Source organism: Serratia ureilytica, from assembly GCF_017309605.1.
In the GTDB taxonomy this organism is placed as follows: Bacteria; Pseudomonadota; Gammaproteobacteria; order Enterobacterales; family Enterobacteriaceae; genus Serratia; species Serratia ureilytica.
Genome location: NZ_CP071320.1, coordinates 1857013 through 1881075 on the forward strand (window position 1 = coordinate 1857013; position 24063 = coordinate 1881075).

Sequence of the window (24063 nt, forward strand, 5' to 3'; positions counted from 1 at the left end):
CGCGGCTCCTAGACGTCGAAGTCCAATACCACGCCGTCGCCTTTCGGCCACGACTGGCAGCTCAATACATAGCCCGCCGCCAACTGATCCGGCTCCAGGCTGTAGTTGACACCCATCTCGACCTGGCCAGCCTTCAGACGGCATTTGCAGGTGGCGCATACGCCGCCTTTGCAGGCGTAGGGCAGGTCGGCACCCTGGCGCAGCGCGGCGTCGAGAATGCTATCGTCCTGTTCGCCGAGCTCGATATCCAACCGGCGGCCGTCGAGCAGGATTGTCACCCTGGCGGCGTTGCGATCGCCGCTGTGGCGCGGTCGGGCGACCAGGCCGCTGGTGTTGAAACGTTCGCTGTGGATGTGGTTGGCCGGGACGCCGGCCTGTTCCAGCACGGTCTGCGCGTCGTCCATCATCGATTCCGGCCCGCAGATGAAGGCGTGGTCATAGTCGCGGAAATCCAGCAGCGCGCCGCCGATCGCCGTCAGGCGTTCACGATCGATGCGGCCGCTGAGCAGCGGGCTGTCGAGGCTCTCCTGGCTGAACAGGTACAGCGGCTGAAAACGCTGCGGGTAGCGGTTTTTCAGATCCGACAGCGCTTCTTTGAACATCATCGAACGGCTGTTGCGGTTGCCGTAGATCAGGGTAAAACTGCTGCTCGGTTCGAGCTGCAGCGTCGCTTTGATGATCGACAGCATCGGCGTGATGCCGGAGCCGGCGGCGATCGCCAGGTAATTGCCGCGGCGCTCCGCCTGCGGCTGATAGCCGAAGCGCCCCTGCGGCACCATCACTTCCAGCGCATCGCCGACTTTCAGCATACGGTTGACGAAGCCGGAGAAACGGCCCTGATCAATCGCTTTTACGCCGATCTGCAGCAGGCCTTCCTGCGGTGAACTGCAGATGGAATAGCAACGCCGCAGCTCTTCGCCGTTGACCCGCGCCTTGAGCGTCAGGTGCTGGCCGGGGGTGTAGCGGTATTGGTTTTGCAGCTCTTCGGGCACCCGCAGGGTGATGGCTACGGCGTCCGGCGTTTCGCGCTCGATGGCGGCGACGTTCAGGCGATGAAAGACCGTCATGGTGTCAGCGCTCCTATATGCATTTGAAATAATCGAACGGTTCCCGGCAGTCGCAGCAGCGGTACAGCGCTTTACAGGCGGTGGAGCCGAACTCGCTGATCTTCTCGCTGTGGGTGCTGCCGCAGCGCGGGCAGGCGACCGGGCCGTGGGCGTGCGGCCGATCGCAGGTGTGGCCCTGCGGGGGCGCTACGCCGTATTGCCGCAGCCGCTCGCGGGCGTCGGCGTTCATCCAGTCGGTGGTCCAGGCCGGGCTGAGGCGAATGTCCACCCGCACCGGGCTGAAGCCGGCGGCCGTCAGCCGCTGCTCGATGGCGTTGAGTAAAAATTCGGTGGCCGGGCAGCCGGAATAGGTTGGGGTGAAGGTCACGCGCCAGCCGCTGCCGTCGCGCACCACGTCGCGCACCATGCCCAAATCGGTGATCGACAGCACCGGCAGTTCGGGATCGCTGATCTGCTGCAGGCAGTGCCAAATCTGCGGGATTTCGGCGGGTTGCAAACGAGTGACGTTCATCGCGGCCTCCTACCACTGACTGTTTGGATAGGCGCGCTGCAGGAACTGCATCTCCGCCAGCAGCGGGCCGAGGTGTTCACTGTGTCGGCCTTGTTTGCCGCCGTGCCGGAACGCCTGCTCGGCGGGCAGCGTCAACGTCGCCTGGCGCAGCGTCTCCTCCACCTGCGCTTGCCAGGGAGCCTGCAGCTGGCGCGGATCGACGGCGATGCCTTGTTCCGCCAGCTCAAGCTCAAGCGCGTCGGCGTGGAACAGCTCAGCGGTGAAACGCCACAGGTTATCCAGCGACTGTTGGATCTTGCGGTGGCTGATATCGTTGCCGTCACCGAGGCGGATCATCCAGCCGCGGCTGAAACGCAGGTGGTAATCGGCTTCCTTCAACGATTTGGCGGCGATGGCGGCGATCTGCGCATCGCGGCTGCGGCTTAGCGCCTGGTGCAGCTGCACGTGGTAGGCGTCGAGCAGGAACTGGCGCACCAACGTGTCGTTGAAACCGCCGTTCGGCTGTTCCGCCAGCAGCAGGTTATGGAACTGGCGCTCGTCACGGCCGAAGGCCAGGCTGTCTTCGCTGCAGGGCGGGCCGGCCAGTTCGGCGGCGTAGCCCAGGAAGTGGCGCGCCTGGCCGAGCAGATCGAGACCGATGTTGGCCAACGCCAGATCGATTTCCAGCTCGGGCGCGTGGCCGCACCAGGCGCACAGGCGCTGGGCGAGGATCAAAGGCGTGTCGCCCTGGCGGAGCAAATAGCTGATGCGCGGATCGTTAACCGTCATGGTCGCCTCTACATGTTCTTGATGCCGTCGGGAATGGTGTAAAACGTCGGATGACGGTAGATCTTGTCTTCGGACGGATCGAAGAACGCGCCGCGATCTTCCGGCTGCGAGGCGATCAGATGGCGCGATTGCACCACCCAGATCGAGCAGCCTTCGTTGCGGCGCGTGTAGGCGTCGCGGGCGTTTTCCAGCGCCATTTGGTCGTCTGCGGCGTGCAGGCTGCCGACGTGGCGATGCGCCAACCCTTGTTTGCTGCGGATAAACACTTCATACAGCGGCCATTCAACGTGGCTCATGATCTCGGTTCCTTATGTTGGCTATGCGGCGGAAGCGGCGTTTTTCGCGGCGTGGGCCATGGCGCCGTCGCGTACCCAGGCGCCGTCTTCCCAGGCGCGGTGTTTGGCCTGCAGGCGTTCGTGGTTGCATTGGCCGCGTCCTTTGATCACTTCATGCAGTTCGCTCCAGTCGATCTCGCCGAAGCGATAGTGGCCGGCGGCCTCGTCCCAGGTAAGACTCGGGTCCGGCGCCGTCATGCCCAGCGCCGCAAGCTGCGGCACGGTGTTGTCGACGAACTTTTGCCGCAGTTCATCGTTGCTGTGGCGTTTGATTTTCCAGGCCATGCTCTGGGCGCTGTGAGGGGAGTCGGCGTCGCTCGGGCCGAACATCATCAGCACCGGCCACCAGAAGCGATCGATGGCGTCCTGCAACATCGCGCGCTGCGCATCGCTGCCGTGGGCCATCGCCATCACCGCCTCGTAGCCCTGGCGCTGGTGGAAGCTTTCCTCTTTGCAGATTTTCACCATCGCCCGCGCGTAGGGGCCGAAGGACGCGCGGCACAGCGCCACCTGGTTGACGATGGCGGCGCCGTCGACCAGCCAGCCGATCACGCCGATATCCGCCCAGTTGAGCGTGGGGTAATTGAAGATCGAGGAGTACTTCATTTTGCCGTCGAGCATCTTTTGGTAGATGTCCTGGCGCGAACAGCCGAGGGTTTCGGCGGCGCTGTAGAGGTACAGGCCGTGGCCGGCCTCATCCTGCACTTTGGCCAGCAGCACCGCTTTGCGGCGCAGCGTGGGGGCGCGCGTCAACCAGTTGGCTTCCGGCAGCATGCCGATGACTTCCGAATGGGCGTGTTGGCCGATCTGCCGAATCAGGTTCTGACGGTAAGCGTCCGGCATCCAGTCTTTGGCTTCGATAGCGATATCCGCCGCGATCTTGGCGTCGAAATGCTGCTGATACTGTGCTTCAGTTGTCATGCTCGCCTCTTGGTGATTCGTATTTTTCACATTGAATATAAAAATGTGAATCACTTTAACTAGCAATAAGGCTACAAACTGATAACAAAAAGATCAAACGAGATTCATGTGGTTTTGCGAGCGCACTCACAAGTGAATTGTTTATATTATTGATTTAATTTGATAAATAAAATCAATGACTCTGTGTTAACGACAGGGAAAGCGGCTTGAACGCGCTTCTTGTTCTCTTTTTGTTAAAATTGAGTTTGGCGTAAACTGGCATTTATGTGATACGTAATTAAGCTGTAGGGTGAAAATTTATGAATTTTGGAGGGCACATGCAGCAGTTACACAGTTATCTTTCTGGCGCCTGGGTGTATGGGCAGGGAGAGAGCCGCGAGATCCGCCACGCCGTGACCGGCGAGGCGCTGTACCAGGTCTGCTCCGACGGCCTGTCGTTAGCGGCGAGCCTGAGCTATGCCCGCCGCCACGGGGGGCCGGCGCTGGCGCAAATGACGTTCCAGCAGCGCGCCCAGATGCTCAAAGCGGTGGCGAAACACCTGCTGGCGCACAAAGAGGCGCTGTATCAGATTTCCTATCAAACCGGGGCGACGCGCAGCGACGGCTGGGTCGATATCGAAGGCGGCATCGCCACGCTGTTCGCCTATGCCGGCATGGCCGGCCGCGATCTGCCGGATGATACTCTGTGGCCGGAGGATGAGCTGATCCCGTTGTCGAAACAGGCGCAGTTCGCCGCTCGCCACGTATTGACCTCGCGCCCGGGCGTGGCGCTGCATATCAACGCCTTCAACTTCCCTTGCTGGGGCATGCTGGAAAAACTGGCGCCGACCTGGCTGGCGGGCATGCCGGCCATCATCAAGCCGGCCACCGCCACCGCGCAGCTGACGCAGGCGATGGTCAGGCTGATCGTCGACAGCGGGCTGGTGCCGGAAGGGGCGCTGCAGTTGGTATGCGGTGGCGTCGGCGACATGTTTGCGCACCTGGATTATCAGGATGCGGTGACGTTCACCGGTTCGGCGCAGACCGGGCAGCGGCTGCGCGCGCACCCGCGGCTGTTGGAGAAATCGATCGCCTTCACCATGGAGGCGGATTCGCTCAACTGCTGCGTGCTGGCGGAAGACGTAACGCCGGAGATGCCGGAGTTTGCGCTGTTTATCAAAGAGGTGTGCCGTGAAATGACCGCCAAGGCGGGGCAGAAATGCACGGCGATCCGCCGCATCATCGTGCCGGCGGCGCAGGTGGTTGCGGTGCGTCAGGCCTTGTTGCAGCGCCTGGCTGGGGTGACGGTGGGCGACCCGCAGCTGGAGCAGGTGCGCATGGGGGCGTTGGTCAGCCACGAGCAGCGTGATGATGTGCAAAGCAAGGTGGAGTTCCTGCTGCGCAACGGCTGCGAACCGCTGTGCGGCGCGTCGCTGGATAAGCTGGAAATCCTGGGCGACGGCGCGCGCGGCGGGGCGTTTTATCCGCCGACCTTGCTGTATTGCGCCGATCCGTTCACCCATCAGGCGGTGCACGGCACCGAGGCCTTCGGCCCGGTGGCGACGCTGATGCCGTATGCGGATACCGAGCAGGCGATCGCGCTGGCGTTGCTGGGGCAAGGCAGCCTGGCGGGGTCGCTGGTGACCGCCGACCCGGCGCTGGCCAAGCGCTTCATTCGCGCGGCGGCGTGCGCCCATGGCCGCATGTTGATTCTGGATGAACAGGCGGCGGCGGAGTCCACCGGCCACGGGTCGCCGCTGCCGATGTTGGTGCACGGCGGCCCGGGGCGCGCCGGCGGCGGTGAAGAGCTGGGTGGACTGCGCGCGGTGAAGCACTATATGCAGCGCACGGCGATCCAGGGCAGTCCGGCGATGCTGGCGGCCATCGGCGGTGAATGGGTGCGCGGCGCGCCGGTCGCCGAGCACCCGGTACATCCGTTCCGGAAATACTTCGAGCAGCTGCAGCTGGGCGACAGCCTGTTGACCGCGCGCCGTACCGTGACCGAAGCGGATATCGTCAACTTCGCCTGCCTGAGCGGCGATCATTTCTACGCGCATATGGACAAGATCGGCGCCGCCGATTCGCTGTTCGGCGAGCGGGTGGCGCACGGTTACTTTGTGGTGTCCGCCGCGGCCGGGCTGTTTGTCGATGCCGCCGTCGGGCCGGTGATCGCCAACTACGGCATGGAGAATCTGCGATTTATCGAACCGGTGAAGATCGGCGACACCATTCAGGTGCGGTTGACCTGCAAGAAGAAGATCCGCAAGCCGCAGAAAACCGCCGAAGATCGGCCGCACGGCGTGGTGGTGTGGGATGTGCAAGTATTGAATCAAGAACAGCAACCGGTGGCGCTGTACAGCATCCTGACGTTGGTGGCGCGCCAACAGGGGGACTTCGAGGCGTGATGCGCGCTTGCCGCCGCCGGAGCTGCCGGCGGCGGCAATCTATTCAGATCAGCGGCTGACCGCGCAGCTGTTCCAGCACTTTCAGCGGCGAGCGCTGCGGATCCTGCATCTTGTTCACCGGCAGCAAGAAGGTCTGTTCCAGCATAAACTGGCCGCCCATCGCGGCGTGCGGCGTTTGATCCGAGAAGCAAATCCAGCTGCTGCCCGGCGGAAACGCCAGCGCAAGCTGCGGCCCCTGTTGTTGATAATCGCCGTCGGCCTTCATGGCGTCATGCAACTGCAGCATCAGGTGGTCATAATGGCTGCGGCGGGTTTTGGTGATACGTACCCGGTGCTGCAGCCAGCTGCTGAAGGCGGAGTAGCGCGCCAGACGCGGCATAAAGCGTTGCGCCAGCTCAGGGAACGGTTCGCCGACGCGCCATTGGCGATGTTCACCGTGCGGATTGATGTTGGTGAAAATGCGCAGAATACGTTCACCGTAGTTCGGGCGCGACGGGAAAGCATCGACGTGCAGCCGGCTGTCGTCTTTGCGCCAGGAGCTGCTTGCGCGCCAGGCCGAAACCGGATGCAAACGCAGGCTGCCGGTCGGATGGTGCAGCGCCTCCTGATACTCGGGCAACAGCCCGGCGATCAGCTGGCGGCAAGATTGGTAATAACGTTCCAGCAGTTGCTGAACCTGCTGTCGACGTTCTGCGACGGCGACGCCGGTCAGCTTCCCGGCCAGCGGTTGATAGCTGATGTTTTTGCGCTTCGGATCGACCAACGCCGGATCCAGCAGCGGCATTTCCTGTTCAGACAGGGTGAAGGCCAGTTCGGGCAGAAACAGCACCTTGCCCTGTTCCAGTTCGCTGACCGCGCTGGATGCTTCCGCTGCCGCCCATTGTCGCAACGGCAGCGTCAGGACGGCCTGTTCACGCATAATATCGCCAGTAGGCATGAGATCTCCTCGCAAATCTATATCGCTTTATTCCCGTCTTTCAGATTGCCGCGTGATTGGCTGCACTGGCTTGCGCAGTGGCTGGCTGGAGCGGCGTCAGCAGCCCGCTCAATTGCAACGTGAAATTTGTGGGTTCTATTATGGATGTATCAGCAGGGCGCAGTGCGCCGAAGCGTGCGATGGCTTCCTGATATAGAGAATAATCCTGATAAGGGTATCACCGGCAATACCAATGAAAAGTAAACGAGGGCTAAACGGGGCTGCGTGTAGGCACGAATAATCAAAAATGGCACGAATTGTCCGCTGAATAGCGAGTTTTTTATCTTATTGAATTGTAATGGAAATAAATATGCTGCTTATTTATTGGCGTTATTTCATTCGAGAGCGGGGCAAATTGGGGAAATAATGTTTCGGTAGGAAATTATTTCATTTTTGTCGTGGGAATAAATCGGGCCGCCCAATTTTGGTGGCCCGATGAGTGATTAAGCGCCGTAAATGCAGTTTTTGCCTTTTTTCTTGGCCTGATACAGCGCGCTGTCCGCCTCATTGATAAAGCTGATCGGCGTATCGTTATACATATGCGGCACTTTGGCGCAGATGCCGATGCTGATGGTGACGATGCCGTGCGGGTTGCCCTGATGCGGGATCTTCAGATCGCGCACCGCCTGGATGACGCGTTCGGCGAAAATCAGCGCGCCCTGCACGTCGGTATCCGGCAGGATAATCCCCATCTCTTCGCCGCCGTAGCGCGCCAGAATATCGTTGCTGCGGCACGCCAACCCTTTCAGCGTCTGGCCGATCTGCTGCAGGCACTGGTCGCCGGCGACGTGGCCGTAGCTGTCGTTGTACTGCTTGAAGTAGTCGATATCCAGCATCAGCAGCGCCACGCTGCGGTAGTTGCGCGAGGCGCGCGCCAGCTCGTTCTTCAGCGCGATGTCAAACTGGCGGCGGTTGGCCAGGCCGGTCAGGCTGTCCAGCAGTGCCAGTTCTTCCAGCATCTGGTTGATGCTGGTCAGCTGATCGCGGGTACGCATCAGCTCGGCTTCGGTTTGCATGCTGTGCTTGATTTGCCGCAGCAGCACCGTGCCCATCGCCAGCAGGATCATCAGCAGAGAGAGGCCGCCGGCGGCGAACAGGCCGGCGTCGGTGCGCCAGTCCGCCAGTGCGTCGCGTTTCGACAGCCCGGCGGCGATCACCAGCGGAAAGCGGTTGACCCGCGAATAGCCGTAGATGCGCTCCACTTTGTCGTACAGCGAGGTGATGGTGGCGTTGCCGAATTCCGAATGCGGCAATATTTCGCTGAACAACACGCCCTTGGCGATATTTTTACCGATCGAGGCCGCCGAGTAAGGGCGGCGGTAGAGGATGGTGCCGTCCGCCAGCAGCAGATTTAGCGAGGCGTCGGTGTTGAGGGCGAAACTGTCGTAAAACTGGCGAAAATAATCGACGTACAACGTCGCCAGCACCACGCCGCCAAAGCTGCCGTCCGGGTTGTTGAAGCGCCGCGAAACGGGGATGATCAGATCGCCGGTGGTGCGGCTGCGGATCACCTCGCCGATGTACAGACCGCCGCCATCGCGGTTTTGGTGATATTTGAAGTAATCGCGATCGGCGTTGTTGGCGTTCTTGATGAATTTGCCCGAGGAGGTCGCCAGCCAGCGGCCGCTCGCATCGTAGATAAACATCCCGTGCAGCTGCGGCAGGTTGCCGACCTGGGTTTGCATCACCCGTTGCAGCCGGGTCAATTGCGAGGGCCCCAGTCCGTCGTTCTGGAGACGTTCGGTCAGATCGAGCAGATTGCCGTCTACCTGCATGAAGGTATCGTCGGCATGCTGCGCCAGCGAACGGGCTAGGTTGGCGGATTCATGCTCGGCGCTGCGCAGATCCCGCTGGTGCGCGTTCCAGATTTGCCAGCTGTTAAAGAGGATCAGCGTGGCGGCAACGATGATGACAAACACGCCGGCCTGAAATAATAATGGGGAGCTTTTAACGCTGCGCGGCGCCGCGGCATCCTGTATGGGTTGCTGCTGAGTCATGTCACCCTTGTTGTTTGATTACTATTCAATTTGAGTTAAGAGCAATCTTATATTTTATGCATAAATGCGCCAGACCTCTAGCCCTTAACGTGGCGATAGGGAGAAAGGCGCCTCGCACCCCGCATTTGCGGCGGCGTGAACGCGAAGGAGTAAAAGAGCCATGTCGGATTACATCATTATCGCTTTACTGACGCTGGCGGTGTATTACCCCCTCACGCTGGGGGCGCTGGCGGTGATGATGTTCTTCGCCTGGCGGCGGCGACGGTCGCCTTACTGGCGGTTGGGGCTGGCGCTGTTGACGGTGTTGTTCGCGCTTTTCGCCAAAGCGGCGTATGACTGGCACCGCTACAGCTAGCGGCGCCATGCGGGGTTATTCGACGTTGATCATCCAGTTGACGCCGAATTTGTCGGTCAGCATGCCGAAGCCTTTGGCCCAGAAGGTGGCTTGATAAGGCATCGTCACCTGGCCGCCCTGCGCCAGATTATCGAACAGTTTGCGTCCTTGTTCCGCGTCGCTGGGGTTCAGCGACAGTGAGAAGCCTTTATGGGAAGCGCCGCCGCTGTCATCCTGCGGACAGCCGTCGGAGGCCATCAGCACGCCGTCGCCAATCAGCAGACGCGCATGCATGATCGCTTCAGGATTGACGTCCTGCGGCCCGCCTTGGCGGGCTTCTTCGGGCATGTCTTTAAAGCGCATGACCATTTCAATTTTGGCATTCAACTGCTGTACATAGAAGTTAATCGCTTGCTCACAGTTACCGCTGAAGAACAAATAGGGTTGTACCAGCATGACATTGACCTCGGTTGTGGCCCGACAGGCAACGACCGGCCCTCGGGCGGGAAGAAATGATTGCTGGCGGCAATAATTGCCGTCGGTGACTTATTAGTGTAGTCCCCCTGACGTAGAATGCTCGTGCGAGGTGAGCGCCTTCGCCGCCGGCAGGGCGGGCGAAGGCTCGAAGGTGATTAATACAGCGAAGGTTCGCCGGGGGGGCGGGTTTTAAAGCGGCGGTGCAACCACATGTATTGATCGGGCGCCAGCAGCACCTGTTCTTCCACCACGCGGTTCATCATGGCCGCTGCGCGCGTTTCGTCGTCCAGCGGGAAGTCCGTCAGCGGCGGCTGCACGATCAGCTCGTAGCCGCGGGCATTCGGCAGGCGGCGCGGCACGAATGGCACGATCGACGGCCGCCCCATACGCGCCAGGATATAGGTGCCGGTCGTCGTGGCGGCGTTTTCCACGGCGAAGAACGGTGCGAACACGCTGCTTTGCGGGCCGTAATCGTGGTCCGGCGCGTACCACAGGATTTCACCCTGCTTCAGGTTGCGGATCATGCCTTTGATATCTTTACGATCGATCATGAATTTATTCGAGCGCAGCCGGCCCCAGGTCTGCACCCATTCCATCAGCTTGTTATTGTGCGGGCGGTGTACGCCGATGCCGGGGTTTTGCATGCCGAAGATGCGCGCGCCCAGCTCCAGAGTGAGGAAATGCAGGCCGATCAGCAGCACGCCTTTCCCGTCCTGACGCGCTAACTGCATGTTTTCCATGCCGCTCACCTTAAACCAACGGGCGATGCGCCAGTCAGGCCAGAACCAGGCCATGCCGACTTCGAACAGGCCCATGCCGACGGACTCAAAATTTTTGACAATCAGCGCCTCTCGTTCGGCGGCGGGCATCTCAGGGAAACAGAGTTCTAAATTACGGCGCGCTATTTTTACCCGGCGTTTCATCAGGGGCATGGCGATTCTGCCAAGGCCGTGTCCAAGCCGATAAATGAGCGGATAGGGCAATAACACCAATAGATAGAGTATTCCCAGCCCTATCCACAGCAACCAATAACGAGGGCGCAAGAATTCGCGCTCAAAGCGTTGGTTTAAAATCATTTTTTCTGTTCTTCCTTTAATTTCGCAATGGGACCTTAACCCAAATTGTTATGGGCGAAATGATAGAGCATTTTTTGTGAGACCGGGTTTTCCATTCATGCTTTTTTTTTTACGCTTTATTTAAGCGCAGACGGAAAACGGAACGAAATGAGATTTTTACCGAGGGAAGGGCGGATATTCACCGCTATTTCAACCGGCTGGCGACATTGAAAAATAAGGACACAATTCAGCGCATCGCAAAAGTGACAACCGCTATGTAACCTTAGAGAAACAGCAGCGCGGCGGAACCGTCCCAAACGGCAGCCAGCGCATACAGCAGCGCGAGAATCAGGACAAAAGGGGCATTGAACATCGGCGTTTCCTCCAGGAGGCTGTGTTTAAAGTTTAGCCTGCCCAGATGACAATGGGATGAAATGCGATCGCTTTTGAAGCGGTGAAATTCAGACGGACGGAAATGGGTAAACCGCTGATTTTTTACTATAGTCATAGTGTGATGTTGTGCGTTTGTCGCCGTACGCCCCGTCTTGAACGGCTGTGGGCAGAGTGTCCAGAGCAAGATCGCGGAACGGGCGGCGCCGGACGTGAAACAGGTGACGAAGTTCTCAGAGGGCGGGTCTGTAAGGATTTGACATGTCATATGAAAATGACGATCTAAGCGGTGTTGAGCAACCGAGCGACTACGTTAAAACCACCGCCTGCGAAGTGCGCAGCGGCGTAAAGGCAGCGCTCGAGCAATCATGTGCCTGCATCAAGGATAACCCTTGGGCAGGGGTAGGCGCCGGCGCCGTCGTGGGCCTGGTAATAGGATTTCTGTTAGGCAAAAGGCAATAGGGAGAGTAAAAATGGGCATCATTTCCTGGATCATTTTTGGTTTAATCGCCGGTATCCTGGCTAAATGGATTATGCCGGGCAAAGACGGCGGCGGCTTTATTGTTACCGTTATACTGGGGATCGTGGGCGCCGTCGTCGGCGGCTATATCAGCACCTTCTTCGGTATGGGGCGCGTTGACGGTTTTAACCTGGGCAGCTTCGTGGTGGCGGTCATCGGTGCCCTGGTGGTGCTTTTTGTCTACAGGAAGATCAAAGGCTAAGCAGCCGTTGCTCAACAGGGTCGCCGCGGCGGCCCTTTTTCGTGAAATCAATCCGGCTGTGCGGCACGGGCCGCAGCGGCTGAAAGGGGAATATCATGGGTCTGTTCGATAGCGTATTGGGTAACATTCTGGGCGGCGGCGCCAACGGCAAAGGCATCGACTACATCGCCATTATGCAGTGGGTCGAGCAACAAGGCGGCCTGCAGGCCATTTTGGACAAGTTCCGCCAGGGGCAGTTCGGCGATATCGTCGGTTCCTGGCTCGGTAACGGCGAAAACCAGCCGATTACCGGCGATCATGTGCAGCAGGCGTTGGGCAGCGATGCGATCAATCAATTGGCTGAAAAGCTGGGCGTCGATCCGGCCCAGGCGTCCAGCACCATTGCACAGTTCTTGCCGACGGTAGCGGATGCCGCTTCGCCAAACGGTGAAGTGCAGCAAGACAGCAATGAACTGGGCGACATGGTCGGCAAACTGTTCAAATAATGATTATGCTCCCGGCGTCTGGCCGGGGGCATTCACTCCGCTAATTCCCTCGATCGCCGTCAACGCCTGTTGCAAATGCGCCACCCAGGCGCGCACTTTCTGCGGAATAAAACGTAAAGCGGGATAGACCGCATGCAGCGCCATGGGCGGGTAGCGGTATTCCGGCAAGACGGGAACCAGCGCCCCCGTCGCCAGCTGTTCGCCGATCAGCGGCCGCTGAGCGCCACCGATGCCGGCCCCGGCCTCGATGGCCGCCAGCAGCGATAAGGTATTGTTGGCGCGAAACGTGGGTCGCAGCGCGACCATCTCGGCGCCGTGGGGGCCGAGCAGGGTGAGCGTATCGCCATCGTTTAGGCCGCTGTAGCGAATGTGCGCATGTTTCACCAGATCCGCCGGCGAACGAGGGGCGCCATGCCTGGCCAGATAGGCCGGCGACGCGACCAGCAGGCGTTGCAGCTCACCCAACCGTTTCGCCACCATGCCGGGCGCGTGCAATTCGCCGAAGCGCAGCGCCACGTCGATGCCTTCGCCGATGACGTCGGCGCGGCGATCGTCCAGCAGCAGCTCGATGGTGAGATCCGGATGACGTTTTTGGAACGCGATGGCCAAAGGGGTGATATGCCGTTGTCCGAATCCGGTCGGCGCATGCAGGCGCAAATTGCCCTGCAGCTGGTGGTGCTGGCCGTGCAACGCCTCTTCCGCTTCGTCGACCGCCGCCATAATCGGTTTGAGGCGCTGATAGTAATCATTGCCGGCCTCCGTCAGGGTGACCGCACGCGTGCTGCGAAACAGCAGCTGCGCCCCCAACTGCTGTTCCAGACCGGCGATTTGCTGACTGACCGCCGGCTGCGTCAAACGCAGATCGCGCGCGGTGGCCGACAGGCTGCCCAGCTCCGCCACCCGCATAAAGGTTTTCATTGCGTTCAGCTTATCCATGTCGATTTTGCCTATAGATATTTCTTATTAGTGTTAGTGGAAACCCTCATCTACCGCAAGTATCGCTAATCAATAACACTCAGGGTATCGATAATCCGAGGGGTGACAAAATGAACGCAAAGCGACAGGCGCTGGTGATCGGCGCCAATGGCGTGATTGGGCGCCGATTGATTGAGGAGCTGATTGACCAAGGTTGGCAAGTGGTGGGCGTCTCGCGCCGGGGCGGCGAACCGGCGCCTGGGGTGCGCCACCTGCAGGTTGACCTGCTGAATGCGGCGGCGACGCGGGACGCGCTGCGTCCGCTGAGCGCGATTAGCCACGTTTTCTATGCCGCCTATCAAGATGCTCCGGATTGGGCGGGGCTGGTGGCGCCGAACCTGCAAATGTTGCAACACGTTGTCGAAGGGCTGGAGCCGATTGCGCCGGCGTTGGAACATATCAGCCTGATGCAGGGCTATAAAGTTTATGGCGCGCATTTGGGGCCGTTTAAAACGCCAGCGCGTGAAAGCGATGCCGGGCATATGCCGCCGGAGTTTAACGCGGCGCAGCAGCAGTATCTGGAGCAGCGCCAAACAGGCAAGCGCTGGCGTTGGAGCGCCATTCGCCCGAGCGTCGTGGGGGGCTTCTCGCTCGGCAACCCGATGAATCTGGCGTTAAGCATCGCGGTTTACGCCTCGATCAGTAAAGCGCTCGGGCTGCCGCTGCGCTTTCCCGGGAAGCCGGGCGCTTACCACAGCCTGTTGGAAATGACCGACGCCGGACTGCTGGCACGCGCCACGCTCTGGGCGGCGACCGAACCTGCGGCAGCCAATCAGGCGTTTAACATCAACAACGGCGATCTGTTTCGCTGGAGCGAAATGTGGCCGAAAATCGCCGCGTACTTCGGGCTGGAATGTGCGCCGCCGTTGCCGATGACGCTGGAAAACATGATGGCGGACAAAGCGCCGCTGTGGCGCGAGCTGGCGCAACGGCACTCCTTGACCGAGCCCGATTACCGGGCGGTGGCCGGCTGGCGTTTCGCCGATTTCGTCTTTTCCTGGGACTACGACATGTTCGCGGACGGCAGCAAGGCGCGGCGTTTCGGTTTCCATCAGTTTGTCGAAACCGAGGCCATGTTTTTCTCGCTGTTCGATGCATTCCGCCGTCGCCGCATCATTCCCTGAATGCGGCATAAATTTCCCCACAGCCCCGCTGCGGGGAAAGGTCTCAGAACGTCAGCATGATTTTGCCGATGTGCTCGCTGGATTCCATCAGCGCATGCGCGGCGGCCGCCTCTTCAAGCGGGAAGGTTTTAAAGATTTGCGGTTTCAGCACGCCGCGCTCCAGCAGCGGCCAAACTTTCTCGTGCAGCTCGGCGGCAATCTGCGCTTTGTCCGCGACGCTGCGCGAACGCAGCGTCGAACCGGTATGGGTCAAGCGTTTCAAGAGCAGCGGCATCAGGTTGAGCTCTTTTACCACGCCGTTTTGCGTGCCGATTTGCACGATACGGCCTTCCATCGCTGCGGCCTGATAGTTCTTGGCCACATAGTCGCCGGCGATCAGATCGACGATCACGTCGGCGCCTTTGCCGTTAGTGGCGTCTTTGGTGCGGGCGACAAAGTCTTCGTTGCGGTAATTAATCGCCACGTCGGCGCCCAGCGCCAGGCTCGCCTGACGCTTCTCTTCTGAACCGACGGTGGTGATCACCTGGGCGCAGAAGGCTTTCGCCAGCATGGTGGCGACCGTGCCGATACCCGAGGTGCCGCCGTGGATCAACACGGTCTCGCCGGCTTTGAGGTGACCGCGCTGGAACACGTTGACCCAGACGGTAAAGAAGGTTTCCGGCAGCGCGGCGGCCTCGGTCAGGCTCAGGCCCGCCGGAACCGGCAGCGCATTGCTTTCATGCACGGCGCAGTATTGCGCATAGCCACCGCCGGCGATGAGGGCGCAAACCCGATCGCCGATCGCGAAGCGGGTCACGCCTTCACCGATGGCCACCACTTCGCCGGCAATTTCGAGGCCGGGAATATCCGAGGCGCCGGGCGGTGGCGCATAGTTCCCCTGACGTTGCAGCACGTCGGGGCGGTTAACGCCGGCGGCGGCGATTTTCACCAGAAGTTGGCCCGCTTGCGGAACCGGCACCGGACGTTCGGCGACGACCAGAACCTCGGGGGCGCCGGGTTGGCTGATCTCAATCGCTTTCATCGTGTCGGGCAGCGGTGCATTCGTTGACATGGTTACTCTCCTCATCGTGGCGGACGCGGTTATCAGGTGGCGCGTCCACAATAAAGTCTGCTGTTAGCTTAGCGAAATCGAATGAGGTGCGCGTGGTCGAATAGAGCGGTTTTGCGAGGAAGAGAAGGAGACGCCGCCGCGATGGGCGGCTGGGCATCAATCGTTAGGGGGGATGCGGAACCCTTTCAATGAAACGATAAAGTGTTCTTTTCCCTTGGAGATCTTGGCGCCTTTATCGCACCACAGGCTGGCAAGCTGGAAGAAATCGTCGCTGCCGATGTCGTAAGCCAGTTCGATTTTCTTGGCTGTGCCGGCGCGGATGAGCTTTTCTGCTTCCTGGTGGTTTGCAGCTTTAATTATGGTCATGGGCGAAATCCTTGGTGTTAAGCCAGAACGGATAATCGCTAATCATCATATGGCCATATTGTGACAGTTTTGTGATGAAAGGATGACGGTAACCGCAGGCGCGGCGTGCGGCGTGCCGCGCCTTCGCGGTGAAAATGCGTTGTCGGTTACCGATCGTGCGGGCGGACGAATGCACTTTTCTTCTGAGATTTGAAGTGTTTATAGAGCGCATAGCCCGCAATGCCGGCCAAGACGGCCAGGAGGGTAAGAGATCCTGTGGCCATGAACATCACCTCCGAATAAGAATGGCAAGGAGGCGTATTTGTGACATTCATCACTTTGCAGGGCAATGAGACCAATCTGTAATCGGAAAGGCGAGATGCGAGAAGGGCAAAAAAAAGCGCCTATAGGGAGGCGCATAAAGATTTGCAACACAGCTTGTCATGTTCAACACCAGGAGGAGTGGTGAACTGACGCCATTCTAAGCGGCCGTGATTGCGTGAGGTATAGGCATTCTCCGAAAGCGTCATTACCACTCATAGCCTAACTGAATGTTGTAATCGGGATCCTGGTTGGTGGAATAAGGATCGGATTGGCGGCGGCGATCGGTTTTCTTCACCGGGCCGTCATACGCGGGATAAGGTTTGGTGCGCGGCTTGCTGCAGCCCGGATGATCGCACTCGATGTCGACGCGAAAACCGTTTTTATCTCGCGCCTCTGCCCAAGTGATCGGCGGTTTCTCGGCCTTGGGCGCGGGCCCAGGCGACGTCGGCGGCTTGGGCGCAGGGGCGACGCTGGGATCGGGGGCTTGATAATTCAGCTCCAGCGCGCCAAGCGGAGCGCTGTAAGCGGCAAAGGCCAGCAGGGCGGCGGCGCTGGCGGCCGGTAATGTGAGCCATCTCGGCATGGTGGGTCTCCCTGGATGATTACGCCGGGCAACTATAAAACAGTAAAACGAGAATTACTATCATTTGCCTGCGGCGTAATGGGGATTCAGCTGGCGATCCCGTAGGCAGACGGGGTCAAATCCTGTGCGTTTAGCCGAGATTAACGCCCCTGCACGGCGAAAAAGGTTGCTATTGCCGCTCGCTCGTGAGTTAATGATGTCGGCCTGTGGTACAGACCTATTTATGCACGACATTTTGAGTAAAGTAGTTCAAATTTAAAGCGTTATCCCGGATAGCCCTTCTCTGACGAATTTCCTTTCCAGTGCCTCCATAAGTAACTGATGACCGGCTATCTCGCCCATGGCGGCTAACATTATTATTGAAGGAAATTAGACATGTCCAACATGATCAAAGGTCAAGTGAAGTGGTTCAACGAAGCTAAAGGTTTTGGTTTCATCACCCCAGCAGACGGCAGCAAAGACGTATTCGTACACTTCTCTGCTATCCAGGATCAAGGCTTCAAGACCCTGGCTGAAGGCCAGAACGTACAGTTCTCTATCGAGAACGGTGCGAAAGGTCCATCTGCGGCTAACGTTACCGCTATCTAATTGGCGTCTACCGCTGATTGAATAAAACCCGCCGAGGCGGGTTTTTTTATGCCTGCAATTTGACGGCGCATAAAAAAAAAAGCCCGCAAGTCTGCGGGCAAAAGTTCCTTGTTACTTCTTCATTTGCAAGCGCTTCTCTGGGGGGGAAACGCCTGAAGACAGGTTACGCGAGGACGGCTTAAGATTCTGCGGTCAAACCGTTAAGAAAGTGAAAATCCAGGCGGCTGCTACGCTGATAGCAGAGACCGGCAGGGCTGGGGCGGTGTCCTTCACCCGGGGTTTTGTAATACACTGATGCCAATCGCAAAGAATGGGGAAGGGTATGCAGGTTAACGATCGAGTGACGGTAAAAACAGATGGCGGCCCACGGCGCGAAGGCGTCATTCTGGCCGTAGAGGTCTTCAACGAAGGTACCATGTATCTGGTGTCTCTTGAGGACTACCCGGCGGGCGTGTGGTTTTTTAATGAAATCGACAGCCGTGACGGCACTTTTGTGGAGCCTTGCGGCGCGCCCGGGCAGTAACTTCGAATAATCTCATTAATTTTCTAACGAAACTGTCTATTTTGAGATTATTTCAATGCGGTAAGAATTTTTTTATCGACGACATAAAAATACCCGTTGCGCTAGCGGGGGATAACGCAGCAGGTATTCTTTTGGTTATCCCAGCGTTTGAGAACCGGATTACGTTATCACCGGATATTTAACGATGGGTAAACAAAGTGGGGGCGTTCTCTACGGTTCAGCGGCTATTGACGAATATTCCACTAGTCAATGTGTCGGTCAAACGGACAACGTGGTAAATGATCTGCTTGTTGTGCGTTTTTATTTTCCGCTTGATGTTTCCCTTGTGGGAAGAGACCGTTTTGGCCTTTATTTGCATCTGGTCTGATATCTGGATGGTGCCTTGCCCTGACATCCACATGCGTAACATGTTCGATTCAGTTTGGCTCAGCGTCACCGGCGTTTGATCCAGAGAGGATTTCTCCACCCGTAGGGATTTTTTCTCGAGATAATGACTAAGTAGCTGATTCATAGTCTCTGGTTTGATGGATTTTGACGATATGATGACGTTCTTGCGAACATATAAATAATCGTCGAAATGTACATTGGTAATAGCCATGAAGATGAAGAATAACGTATCCGGGTGCAGTGAAATCACCCGTTTTATTCGCTCCGTGGCGTTTGCTTCATGGATGAAGCAGTCCTCGTTAATAAACACCAGGCTAGGATTCAACTTACTGCATTTTTCATGCAGGCTGTCAATGTCCTCGATGGCATTAATATGGCGCTTCTTCACGCCATGCGAAGTCAGATAGTCGGTTAACCCCAATCTGGTATAGCTACATGAATCCATGATAATCGTTGGCATATCGCACCCCCACTTAAATCCGTTTTACTGCGGTAATATGAGAAAAAGCCTAAAAAGCCGAAAGGCAAAATGGAACAATAATTCAGTGTAGCGAGTGTTCTATCAATAAACACGACGGCACTCAATGATATTTTCATACTAAACTTATTAATCGCATGAATCTATAAGTTTGGCTTAAGTCAGAGCGATCTGCTACTCGCCCGGCGTCGGCATGATGGGCCTGATTCGCGCTTGGCGCCCGCGCCTGCCGGCATTGTCTGCTGATAATCTGTTCATCATGTCACGAAACAAAATTTTAGTTTGCTAGGAAAAGTCTTAAAAAAAATTCATGTGTCTTTTTTTTGAAGTCTTTTAGCGTGCTTTTTAAGTGCTCAAAAAGCACTCGCTTCTAGGTTCTTCTATTTTTAATCATAAAAATCATTGCGTTATGATTGTCTTGGCACCTTTCGCTAATGATAAGCGCTTCTGTTTTTATCATAACAACAAACAAAAGTTAACATTATTGCTGGAATGTGTAGCTTAATTGTTGCCATAAATCACCATTTTACAATAGGTTATGTGGATATTTATTTCATATGAAATCATTTGTGTGAATGTTTATCGGTGATTGAGTGATTTTTCTAAACTATCGTCTTGCCAGCCGGTCGGCAGGGGCGGCGGCAGGTCGGAGTTGTTTCTGACCCGTGCCGGTTTTAATTTGCTCTTGCACCTTTCAAAAACAGGATGTCGCGGTGAGACAAAATCAATATGGGCAGCCGATAGGCGATGCCCTCCCTCATTGGCAGCCGGCAGGCATGCCCGGGCAAGCGTTACTGTCAGGGCGGTTTTGCCGCCTGGAACCGCTGAACCTCGAACGCTGGGGCGACGAGCTTTATCAGGCTTATCAAACCGCCGAGGACGACCGCGACTGGACCTATCTGTTTTGGGCGCGGCCGCAGACGCGCGAGGATTTTCAGCATTACCTGCAGGCCCTGGCGTCCAGCGCCGACAGGCGCACGATGGTGGTGATCGATCAGGCGAACGGGCGCGCGGTAGGAACCTGCGCTTTTTTGCGCATCGATCCCGCCAACGGTGCGGCTGAACTGGGCACCATCAACTGGTCCCCGCTGATGAAGCGCAGTGCGCTCGGCAGCGAGGCCATTTTCCTGATGCTGCGCCATTTGTTTGACGATCTGGGTTACCGGCGCTGCGAATGGAAATGCGATAGCCTCAATCTGCCTTCGCGTCAGGCCGCCGAGCGTTTTGGCTTTCGCTATGAGGGCACGTTCCGTCAGGCGGTCGTCGTCAAAGGACGCACGCGCGACACCGACTGGCTGTCGATCATCGATGGAGAATGGCCGGCGCTGCGCTCGGCGTTTGCCGCCTGGCTGTCGCCGGATAACATCGGCGACGACGGGCGGCAAGAACGGCGTTTGCAGGCCTTCCAGCCCGGGTGAGGCGCCAGGCGTTTAGGCCGTCTCCGCCAGGCAATGGCGCAGCGAGTCCAGCGTCAGGCGAATGTCCTGTTCCTCCGTCATCCAGTTGACCAGCGCGGCGCGGATCCCCGGCTGGCCGTTATAACGCGTAGGGGTGCAACGCGCCACCCCATGCCGGCTAAGGCGTTCGAGAAAGCGATCGCGCGCCGCTTCGCTGTCGCCCTGTGGATGACTGAGGGCAAAGCACACCACGTTCATATTCACGGGCGCCAACAGATGGAAACCGTCCTCGGCCGCTAACGCCGCTCCCAGCGCCTGCGCCAGTTCGACATTGCGCTCGACGATATCTCGTATGCCGCTGCGGCCATAGGCTTTCAGCGTCAGCCAAAGCGGCAGGGCGCGGAAGCGGCGCGAATTTTCCGGCGTCAGATGCAGATAGTTGTCTGGCCGCAGCGTCGGTGCTTCCAGGTAGGCCGAATGGTTCTGAAATACCTGCATCTGCAGATCCAGATGGCGGGTAAATTGGATCGCGCTGTCATAAGGCACGTTCAGCCATTTGTGCGCATCGACGGTGATGGAATCGGCATGCTGCCAGCCCTCGAGCCTTGGGGCGTAGAGCGGCGAGCAGGCCGCCACGCCGCCGAATGCCGCATCGACATGCAGCCAAAATGGATAACGCTCTCGCAGCGCCAGCAGTTGCGGCAGATCGTCGAAAGCGACGGTATTGACCGTGCCGGCACTGGCCAGTACCAACGTTGGCTGGCCTGCGCTAGCGGCCAGCTGCCGCTCCAGCGCCGCCATATCCATGGCTTCAGACTCCGGCAGGCTGGCGACGATCGTCAATGCCTCGCGGCCGATACCGAGCATGCTGAGCGCCTTCACGCTGCTGGAATGCGGATTGGCTCCAAGAACCCGGATCGGGCCCAACGCCGCCAGGCCTTGTTGGGCGATATCCACGCCGCGCTGTTGCCCCAGCCACTGCCGACCAATGGCCAGCCCGGTGAAATTGGCCATGGTCGCGCCGCTGACCAGGCTGCCGCTGAACGTTTCCGGCAGGCCCAGCAGGGATTTCAATTGCGTCACGGCCGCCAGCTCGATTGTGGCTGCGATGGTATCATGGCTGAGCAGGCTATTTTGGTCTGTCACGCTAACCAGCCAGTCCGCTGCGACCGCCGCCGGGGTGCCGCCGCCGGTGACGAAGCCGAAATAACGCGGGCCGGCGCTGGCGGAAATGCCGGCCTGATAACGTTGCCAAAAGCGCTCCAGCGCCGCCAGGGCGCCTTCGCCGTTTTCGTCGAGCCGATCGTCGCCCGGTTGCAGCTGCTGATGCTCGAGCGGTGGGCAGACCGAGCGTTGCTGCAGCCCAGCCAGGAAATCTTCCGCCAGTTGGCGGGTGTGATCGAGGATCTGCGGAAACTGTGCGAGGTCCTGTTGTAAACGTGGGTGCATGGCGGCTCCGAAAGCGTCAGGGATGATGGGGTAAACATAGAACATTTGCCTGCCGGTCAAAATCGATGAAAAATAACCTTTTTGGATAGCCTGGTTAACCAATGATGAGTGAACGCATTCCCTTGCATGTCTTGCCGACCTTTGCGATCGCCGCCAGGTTGGAAAATTTGCGCGCTGCGGCGCAACAGGTGCATTTGACGCACGGCGCGGTCAGCCAGCAAATTCAGCTGTTGGAGCAGGCGGTCGGCTCTCCGCTGTTTGAACGGCGCGGGCGCGGTGTGCGCCTGAATGCCGCCGGGCGAGAGTTGCTGGCGGCGGTAGAGCCGGCGCTGCAGGCGCTGCAGCAGGGCGTCGCCCGCGCCCGGCGAGCGGCGGCAAGCCAGACGCTCCGCATCAGCGTGTTGCCGTCTTTTGCCCATTACTGGCTGCTGCCGCGTCTGTCGGCTTTTCATGAGGCCTGTGCCGATATTGCGCTGGATATCGATGCGTCGCTGGCGCTGCAGGATCTGTCGCAGCGGGGGTTCGATGCGGCGATCCGCATCGGCAGCGGTCAATGGGCGGGGCTGCAGGCGCAGCGCATCGCCTCGGGGGACGTGTTGCCTGTCGCTTCGCCGGATATGGCGCGAGAATGGGGGGCGGCTTTCGAGAACGGTGGCGATATTCCGTTGCTCGAGCACGACGTCAGTCCCTGGCGCGACTGGTTCAACGCGCAGGGGCGCCCGTTATGCGGGCGGCAACAGGCGTTGTTCAACGATGCCGGATTATTGATTCGCGCGGCGGAGCAAGGGTTTGGCATCGCGTTGGCGAAAAAGCTGCTGGTGCAGGATGCTCTCGACGCGGGGAGGCTGGTGGCCTTGGCCGCGCCCTGTCGCCTGAGCGATGACGACGTTTATCTGGCATGGCCGCAGACCGCCGGGTTGACGCCGGCGGTCACCCGCTTGCTGCAGTGGCTTCAGCAGCAGTTGGCGGCGATTTAGCGGCGTAGCCATTCCGGTTGCGAGGTGCCGAGCGTGGTCGCCGGCAGCGCCCATTGCAGCGCCGTGCCCTGCAGACTCAACGGCGCGCGCAGGCGTTGCGCGGCCCCCCAGTGAGTCAGTTCCGTTTCAGGGTTCTCGTCGGCGCTTCCGGCCGGTGTCAGCGGTTCCGGCCGATAATGCGTCGGGTAGGGATGCGCCAGCAGCAGCTGCGCCGTCCGCGCCAGCGACAAGCGCGCGCGATAGCCGGTGCCGCGGTACAGGCGCTGCGTCATACCGGTCAGCACCGCCGCCGCCATCAAATAGCCGGTGGCGTGATCCAGCGCCTGTACCGGCAGCGGCACCGGCAAACTGGCGCTGCGCCAAACCATGCCCGCCTCCGCCAGCCCGCAGCTCATCTGCACCAGACTGTCGAAACCGCGCCGGGTGCGCCACGGCCCGCTCCAGCCGTAGGCATTCAGGCAGACGTCGATCAGGCCCGGCGCCAGCGCGTGCCTTTCCTCCGCGCCATAGCCCAGTTTCTCCAGCGCGCCGGCGCGGTAGCCGTGCACGATCACGTCGGCGTTTCTCAGCAGGTGCTCAAACGTATGGCGATCGCGCGCATTGGTCAGATTGAGGCGCGCGCTGCGCTTGCCCAACATCACTTCGTGTTCGACCCCGGGCTCATCCCACCCGTAAGGGTCGATACGCAGCACGTCGGCGCCCAAGCCGGCGAGAAAACGCGTGGCGATCGGCCCGGCAAGAATGCGCGTCAGGTCCAGTACCCGCACGCCGTGCAGCGGCCGGGCGACGGGTAGCGTCCAGCCGGGCGATGGCGCTTCCGGCTGCAATGCGGTGTGGATCAGCGGTTCGAGCGCCACGCTTTTACCCTGAATATGTTGTCGCCACGCGGCCGCCGAACGCATTTGGGCTGCGCAGCCGCCGGCCGCGATCACCGCTTCCTCCAGCTCGCTTTTTTTCCAGGCCAGCACACGTTCCGCCAGCGCGCCTTTCTTCGATGCCGGGCCCAGCACCTGTTCCACCGCTCGCCGATGGTGTGGCGCATTGGTATGCAGGCGTATCCAGCCGTCCGCCGTGGCGTAGTCGCCGGCCAGCGCGTCCCAGGCGGCGGGCAGCGTCCAACCCAGCGGGCGTAGCGTCCAGCCGAACCAAAGCGAGGCCAGGCGTTGATCGACCCAAACCTGCTGCGCGGCGGCGCCCTCGCGCCGCAGCAGCTCGGCGCAGGCTAAACCTGCGGCGCTCCAGGCGGCGGTGGCCAATTCGGTCACGGGAAAAGCCGAAGGCAATGCGCCGGTGCCGCTTACGGTGAGGCGATCGGCGGGGGCAGGGCATTGCCCGAGGCTTTGCCAAATCTCGTCGAGCAGAGTGTGGATCAGGGGAGTCATCGGCCGCTCCTTGTGGGTAAACGGAAATATAGCCTAGCGTAGCCCACTGTCGGCGGCC

Annotated in this window: 26 protein-coding genes; 10 read left to right on the top strand and 16 right to left on the bottom strand. The window is 59.3% G+C overall.

Annotated features, from left to right (window positions below; translation table 11 throughout):
• Positions 1-8 precede the first annotated feature (8 nt).
• The 5 genes from paaE to paaA are packed head-to-tail and all read right to left on the bottom strand — an operon-like array spanning position 9 to position 3602.
• Entirely contained in the window at positions 9-1067 is a 1059-nt protein-coding gene (gene paaE / locus J0X03_RS08560; RefSeq protein WP_060660551.1) for a 1,2-phenylacetyl-CoA epoxidase subunit PaaE, read from the bottom strand.
• A gap of 13 nt (positions 1068-1080) precedes the next feature.
• Complete coding sequence (gene paaD / locus J0X03_RS08565) at positions 1081-1578, bottom strand: 1,2-phenylacetyl-CoA epoxidase subunit PaaD (protein WP_033643609.1); 498 nt, start codon at positions 1576-1578, stop codon at positions 1081-1083.
• Positions 1579-1587: 9 nt separating this feature from the next.
• On the bottom strand, positions 1588-2346 hold the full coding sequence (gene paaC / locus J0X03_RS08570; RefSeq protein ID WP_160204388.1) for a 1,2-phenylacetyl-CoA epoxidase subunit PaaC: 759 nt from the start codon (positions 2344-2346) through the stop codon (positions 1588-1590).
• A gap of 8 nt (positions 2347-2354) precedes the next feature.
• On the bottom strand, positions 2355-2642 hold the full coding sequence (paaB, locus tag J0X03_RS08575) for a 1,2-phenylacetyl-CoA epoxidase subunit PaaB (protein WP_004935173.1): 288 nt from the start codon (positions 2640-2642) through the stop codon (positions 2355-2357).
• Between the two features lie 21 nt (positions 2643-2663).
• Complete coding sequence (gene paaA / locus J0X03_RS08580; protein WP_197806056.1) at positions 2664-3602, bottom strand: 1,2-phenylacetyl-CoA epoxidase subunit PaaA; 939 nt, start codon at positions 3600-3602, stop codon at positions 2664-2666.
• A 317-nt stretch (positions 3603-3919) separates the two neighbouring features.
• Between paaA and paaZ the strand changes: the two genes are divergently transcribed.
• Positions 3920-5986: a phenylacetic acid degradation bifunctional protein PaaZ gene (gene paaZ / locus J0X03_RS08585; protein WP_160204386.1), complete on the top strand. Its 2067-nt coding sequence runs from the start codon at positions 3920-3922 to the stop codon at positions 5984-5986.
• A 43-nt stretch (positions 5987-6029) separates the two neighbouring features.
• Here paaZ and kdoO read toward each other — a convergent pair whose 3' ends face one another.
• On the bottom strand, positions 6030-6923 hold the full coding sequence (kdoO, locus tag J0X03_RS08590; protein ID WP_033643604.1) for a Kdo hydroxylase KdoO: 894 nt from the start codon (positions 6921-6923) through the stop codon (positions 6030-6032).
• A gap of 482 nt (positions 6924-7405) precedes the next feature.
• Positions 7406-8959, bottom strand: a complete 1554-nt coding sequence (locus J0X03_RS08595; protein ID WP_033643603.1) for a sensor domain-containing diguanylate cyclase — start codon at positions 8957-8959, stop codon at positions 7406-7408.
• A 160-nt stretch (positions 8960-9119) separates the two neighbouring features.
• On the opposite strand from J0X03_RS08595, the gene J0X03_RS08600 reads away from it, so the two are divergent.
• Positions 9120-9314, top strand: coding sequence for a hypothetical protein (locus J0X03_RS08600; protein WP_033643602.1), 195 nt, complete (start codon positions 9120-9122; stop codon positions 9312-9314).
• Positions 9315-9329: 15 nt separating this feature from the next.
• On the opposite strand, the gene yjdN is transcribed toward J0X03_RS08600, so the two are convergent.
• Positions 9330-9749, bottom strand: coding sequence for a VOC family metalloprotein YjdN (gene yjdN / locus J0X03_RS08605; protein WP_046687369.1), 420 nt, complete (start codon positions 9747-9749; stop codon positions 9330-9332).
• Between the two features lie 176 nt (positions 9750-9925).
• Positions 9926-10846, bottom strand: coding sequence for a Kdo(2)-lipid IV(A) acyltransferase (locus J0X03_RS08610; protein ID WP_033643600.1), 921 nt, complete (start codon positions 10844-10846; stop codon positions 9926-9928).
• Between the two features lie 630 nt (positions 10847-11476).
• Here J0X03_RS08610 and J0X03_RS24165 point away from each other — a divergent pair.
• From J0X03_RS24165 to J0X03_RS08620, 3 genes are all read left to right on the top strand, one after another.
• A complete protein-coding gene (locus J0X03_RS24165) occupies positions 11477-11677 on the top strand; it encodes a glycine zipper domain-containing protein (RefSeq protein ID WP_033643599.1) in 201 nt (66 codons plus the stop codon).
• Positions 11678-11688: 11 nt separating this feature from the next.
• On the top strand, positions 11689-11937 hold the full coding sequence (locus tag J0X03_RS08615) for a GlsB/YeaQ/YmgE family stress response membrane protein (RefSeq protein WP_004935146.1): 249 nt from the start codon (positions 11689-11691) through the stop codon (positions 11935-11937).
• 95 nt (positions 11938-12032) lie between these two features.
• Positions 12033-12422 (top strand): YidB family protein, encoded by a 390-nt coding sequence (locus J0X03_RS08620; RefSeq protein ID WP_019453502.1) that lies wholly within the window; start codon positions 12033-12035, stop codon positions 12420-12422.
• Positions 12423-12425: 3 nt separating this feature from the next.
• Here the strand turns inward: J0X03_RS08620 and J0X03_RS08625 are convergent, their stop codons facing one another.
• Positions 12426-13358, bottom strand: coding sequence for a LysR family transcriptional regulator (locus J0X03_RS08625; protein WP_033643598.1), 933 nt, complete (start codon positions 13356-13358; stop codon positions 12426-12428).
• A gap of 110 nt (positions 13359-13468) precedes the next feature.
• Here J0X03_RS08625 and J0X03_RS08630 point away from each other — a divergent pair, with 110 nt between their 5' ends.
• Positions 13469-14521 (top strand): SDR family oxidoreductase, encoded by a 1053-nt coding sequence (locus J0X03_RS08630; protein WP_033643597.1) that lies wholly within the window; start codon positions 13469-13471, stop codon positions 14519-14521.
• A 43-nt stretch (positions 14522-14564) separates the two neighbouring features.
• On the opposite strand, the gene J0X03_RS08635 is transcribed toward J0X03_RS08630, so the two are convergent.
• The 3 genes from J0X03_RS08635 to J0X03_RS08645 all read right to left on the bottom strand — a co-directional run bounded on the left by J0X03_RS08635 (position 14565) and on the right by J0X03_RS08645 (position 16824).
• The gene (locus tag J0X03_RS08635; protein ID WP_033643596.1) at positions 14565-15572 is read right to left on the bottom strand and encodes an NAD(P)H-quinone oxidoreductase; all 1008 of its coding nucleotides are present in this window, start codon (positions 15570-15572) and stop codon (positions 14565-14567) included.
• A 156-nt stretch (positions 15573-15728) separates the two neighbouring features.
• Entirely contained in the window at positions 15729-15938 is a 210-nt protein-coding gene (locus tag J0X03_RS08640) for a hypothetical protein (RefSeq protein WP_004935132.1), read from the bottom strand.
• Between the two features lie 508 nt (positions 15939-16446).
• Entirely contained in the window at positions 16447-16824 is a 378-nt protein-coding gene (locus tag J0X03_RS08645; protein ID WP_033643595.1) for a hypothetical protein, read from the bottom strand.
• Between the two features lie 375 nt (positions 16825-17199).
• Here J0X03_RS08645 and cspE point away from each other — a divergent pair, with 375 nt between their 5' ends.
• Positions 17200-17412: a transcription antiterminator/RNA stability regulator CspE gene (gene cspE / locus J0X03_RS08650; RefSeq protein ID WP_004935122.1), complete on the top strand. Its 213-nt coding sequence runs from the start codon at positions 17200-17202 to the stop codon at positions 17410-17412.
• Positions 17413-17734: 322 nt separating this feature from the next.
• Positions 17735-17935 (top strand): protein DsrB, encoded by a 201-nt coding sequence (dsrB, locus tag J0X03_RS08655; protein WP_033643594.1) that lies wholly within the window; start codon positions 17735-17737, stop codon positions 17933-17935.
• A 217-nt stretch (positions 17936-18152) separates the two neighbouring features.
• Here dsrB and rcsA read toward each other — a convergent pair whose 3' ends face one another.
• The gene (gene rcsA, locus J0X03_RS08660; RefSeq protein ID WP_019453510.1) at positions 18153-18782 is read right to left on the bottom strand and encodes a transcriptional regulator RcsA; all 630 of its coding nucleotides are present in this window, start codon (positions 18780-18782) and stop codon (positions 18153-18155) included.
• A gap of 794 nt (positions 18783-19576) precedes the next feature.
• Here rcsA and J0X03_RS08665 point away from each other — a divergent pair.
• Positions 19577-20218 (top strand): GNAT family N-acetyltransferase, encoded by a 642-nt coding sequence (locus J0X03_RS08665; RefSeq protein WP_033643593.1) that lies wholly within the window; start codon positions 19577-19579, stop codon positions 20216-20218.
• A gap of 12 nt (positions 20219-20230) precedes the next feature.
• Here J0X03_RS08665 and J0X03_RS08670 read toward each other — a convergent pair whose 3' ends face one another.
• Positions 20231-21646, bottom strand: a complete 1416-nt coding sequence (locus tag J0X03_RS08670) for a pyridoxal phosphate-dependent decarboxylase family protein (protein WP_046688509.1) — start codon at positions 21644-21646, stop codon at positions 20231-20233.
• A 101-nt stretch (positions 21647-21747) separates the two neighbouring features.
• On the opposite strand from J0X03_RS08670, the gene J0X03_RS08675 reads away from it, so the two are divergent.
• Entirely contained in the window at positions 21748-22623 is an 876-nt protein-coding gene (locus tag J0X03_RS08675; protein WP_033643592.1) for a LysR substrate-binding domain-containing protein, read from the top strand.
• On the opposite strand, the gene J0X03_RS08680 is transcribed toward J0X03_RS08675, so the two are convergent.
• A complete protein-coding gene (locus tag J0X03_RS08680) occupies positions 22620-24005 on the bottom strand; it encodes a CoA transferase (RefSeq protein WP_033643591.1) in 1386 nt (461 codons plus the stop codon). The genes J0X03_RS08675 and J0X03_RS08680 overlap by 4 nt on opposite strands.
• Positions 24006-24063: the final 58 nt, after the last annotated feature.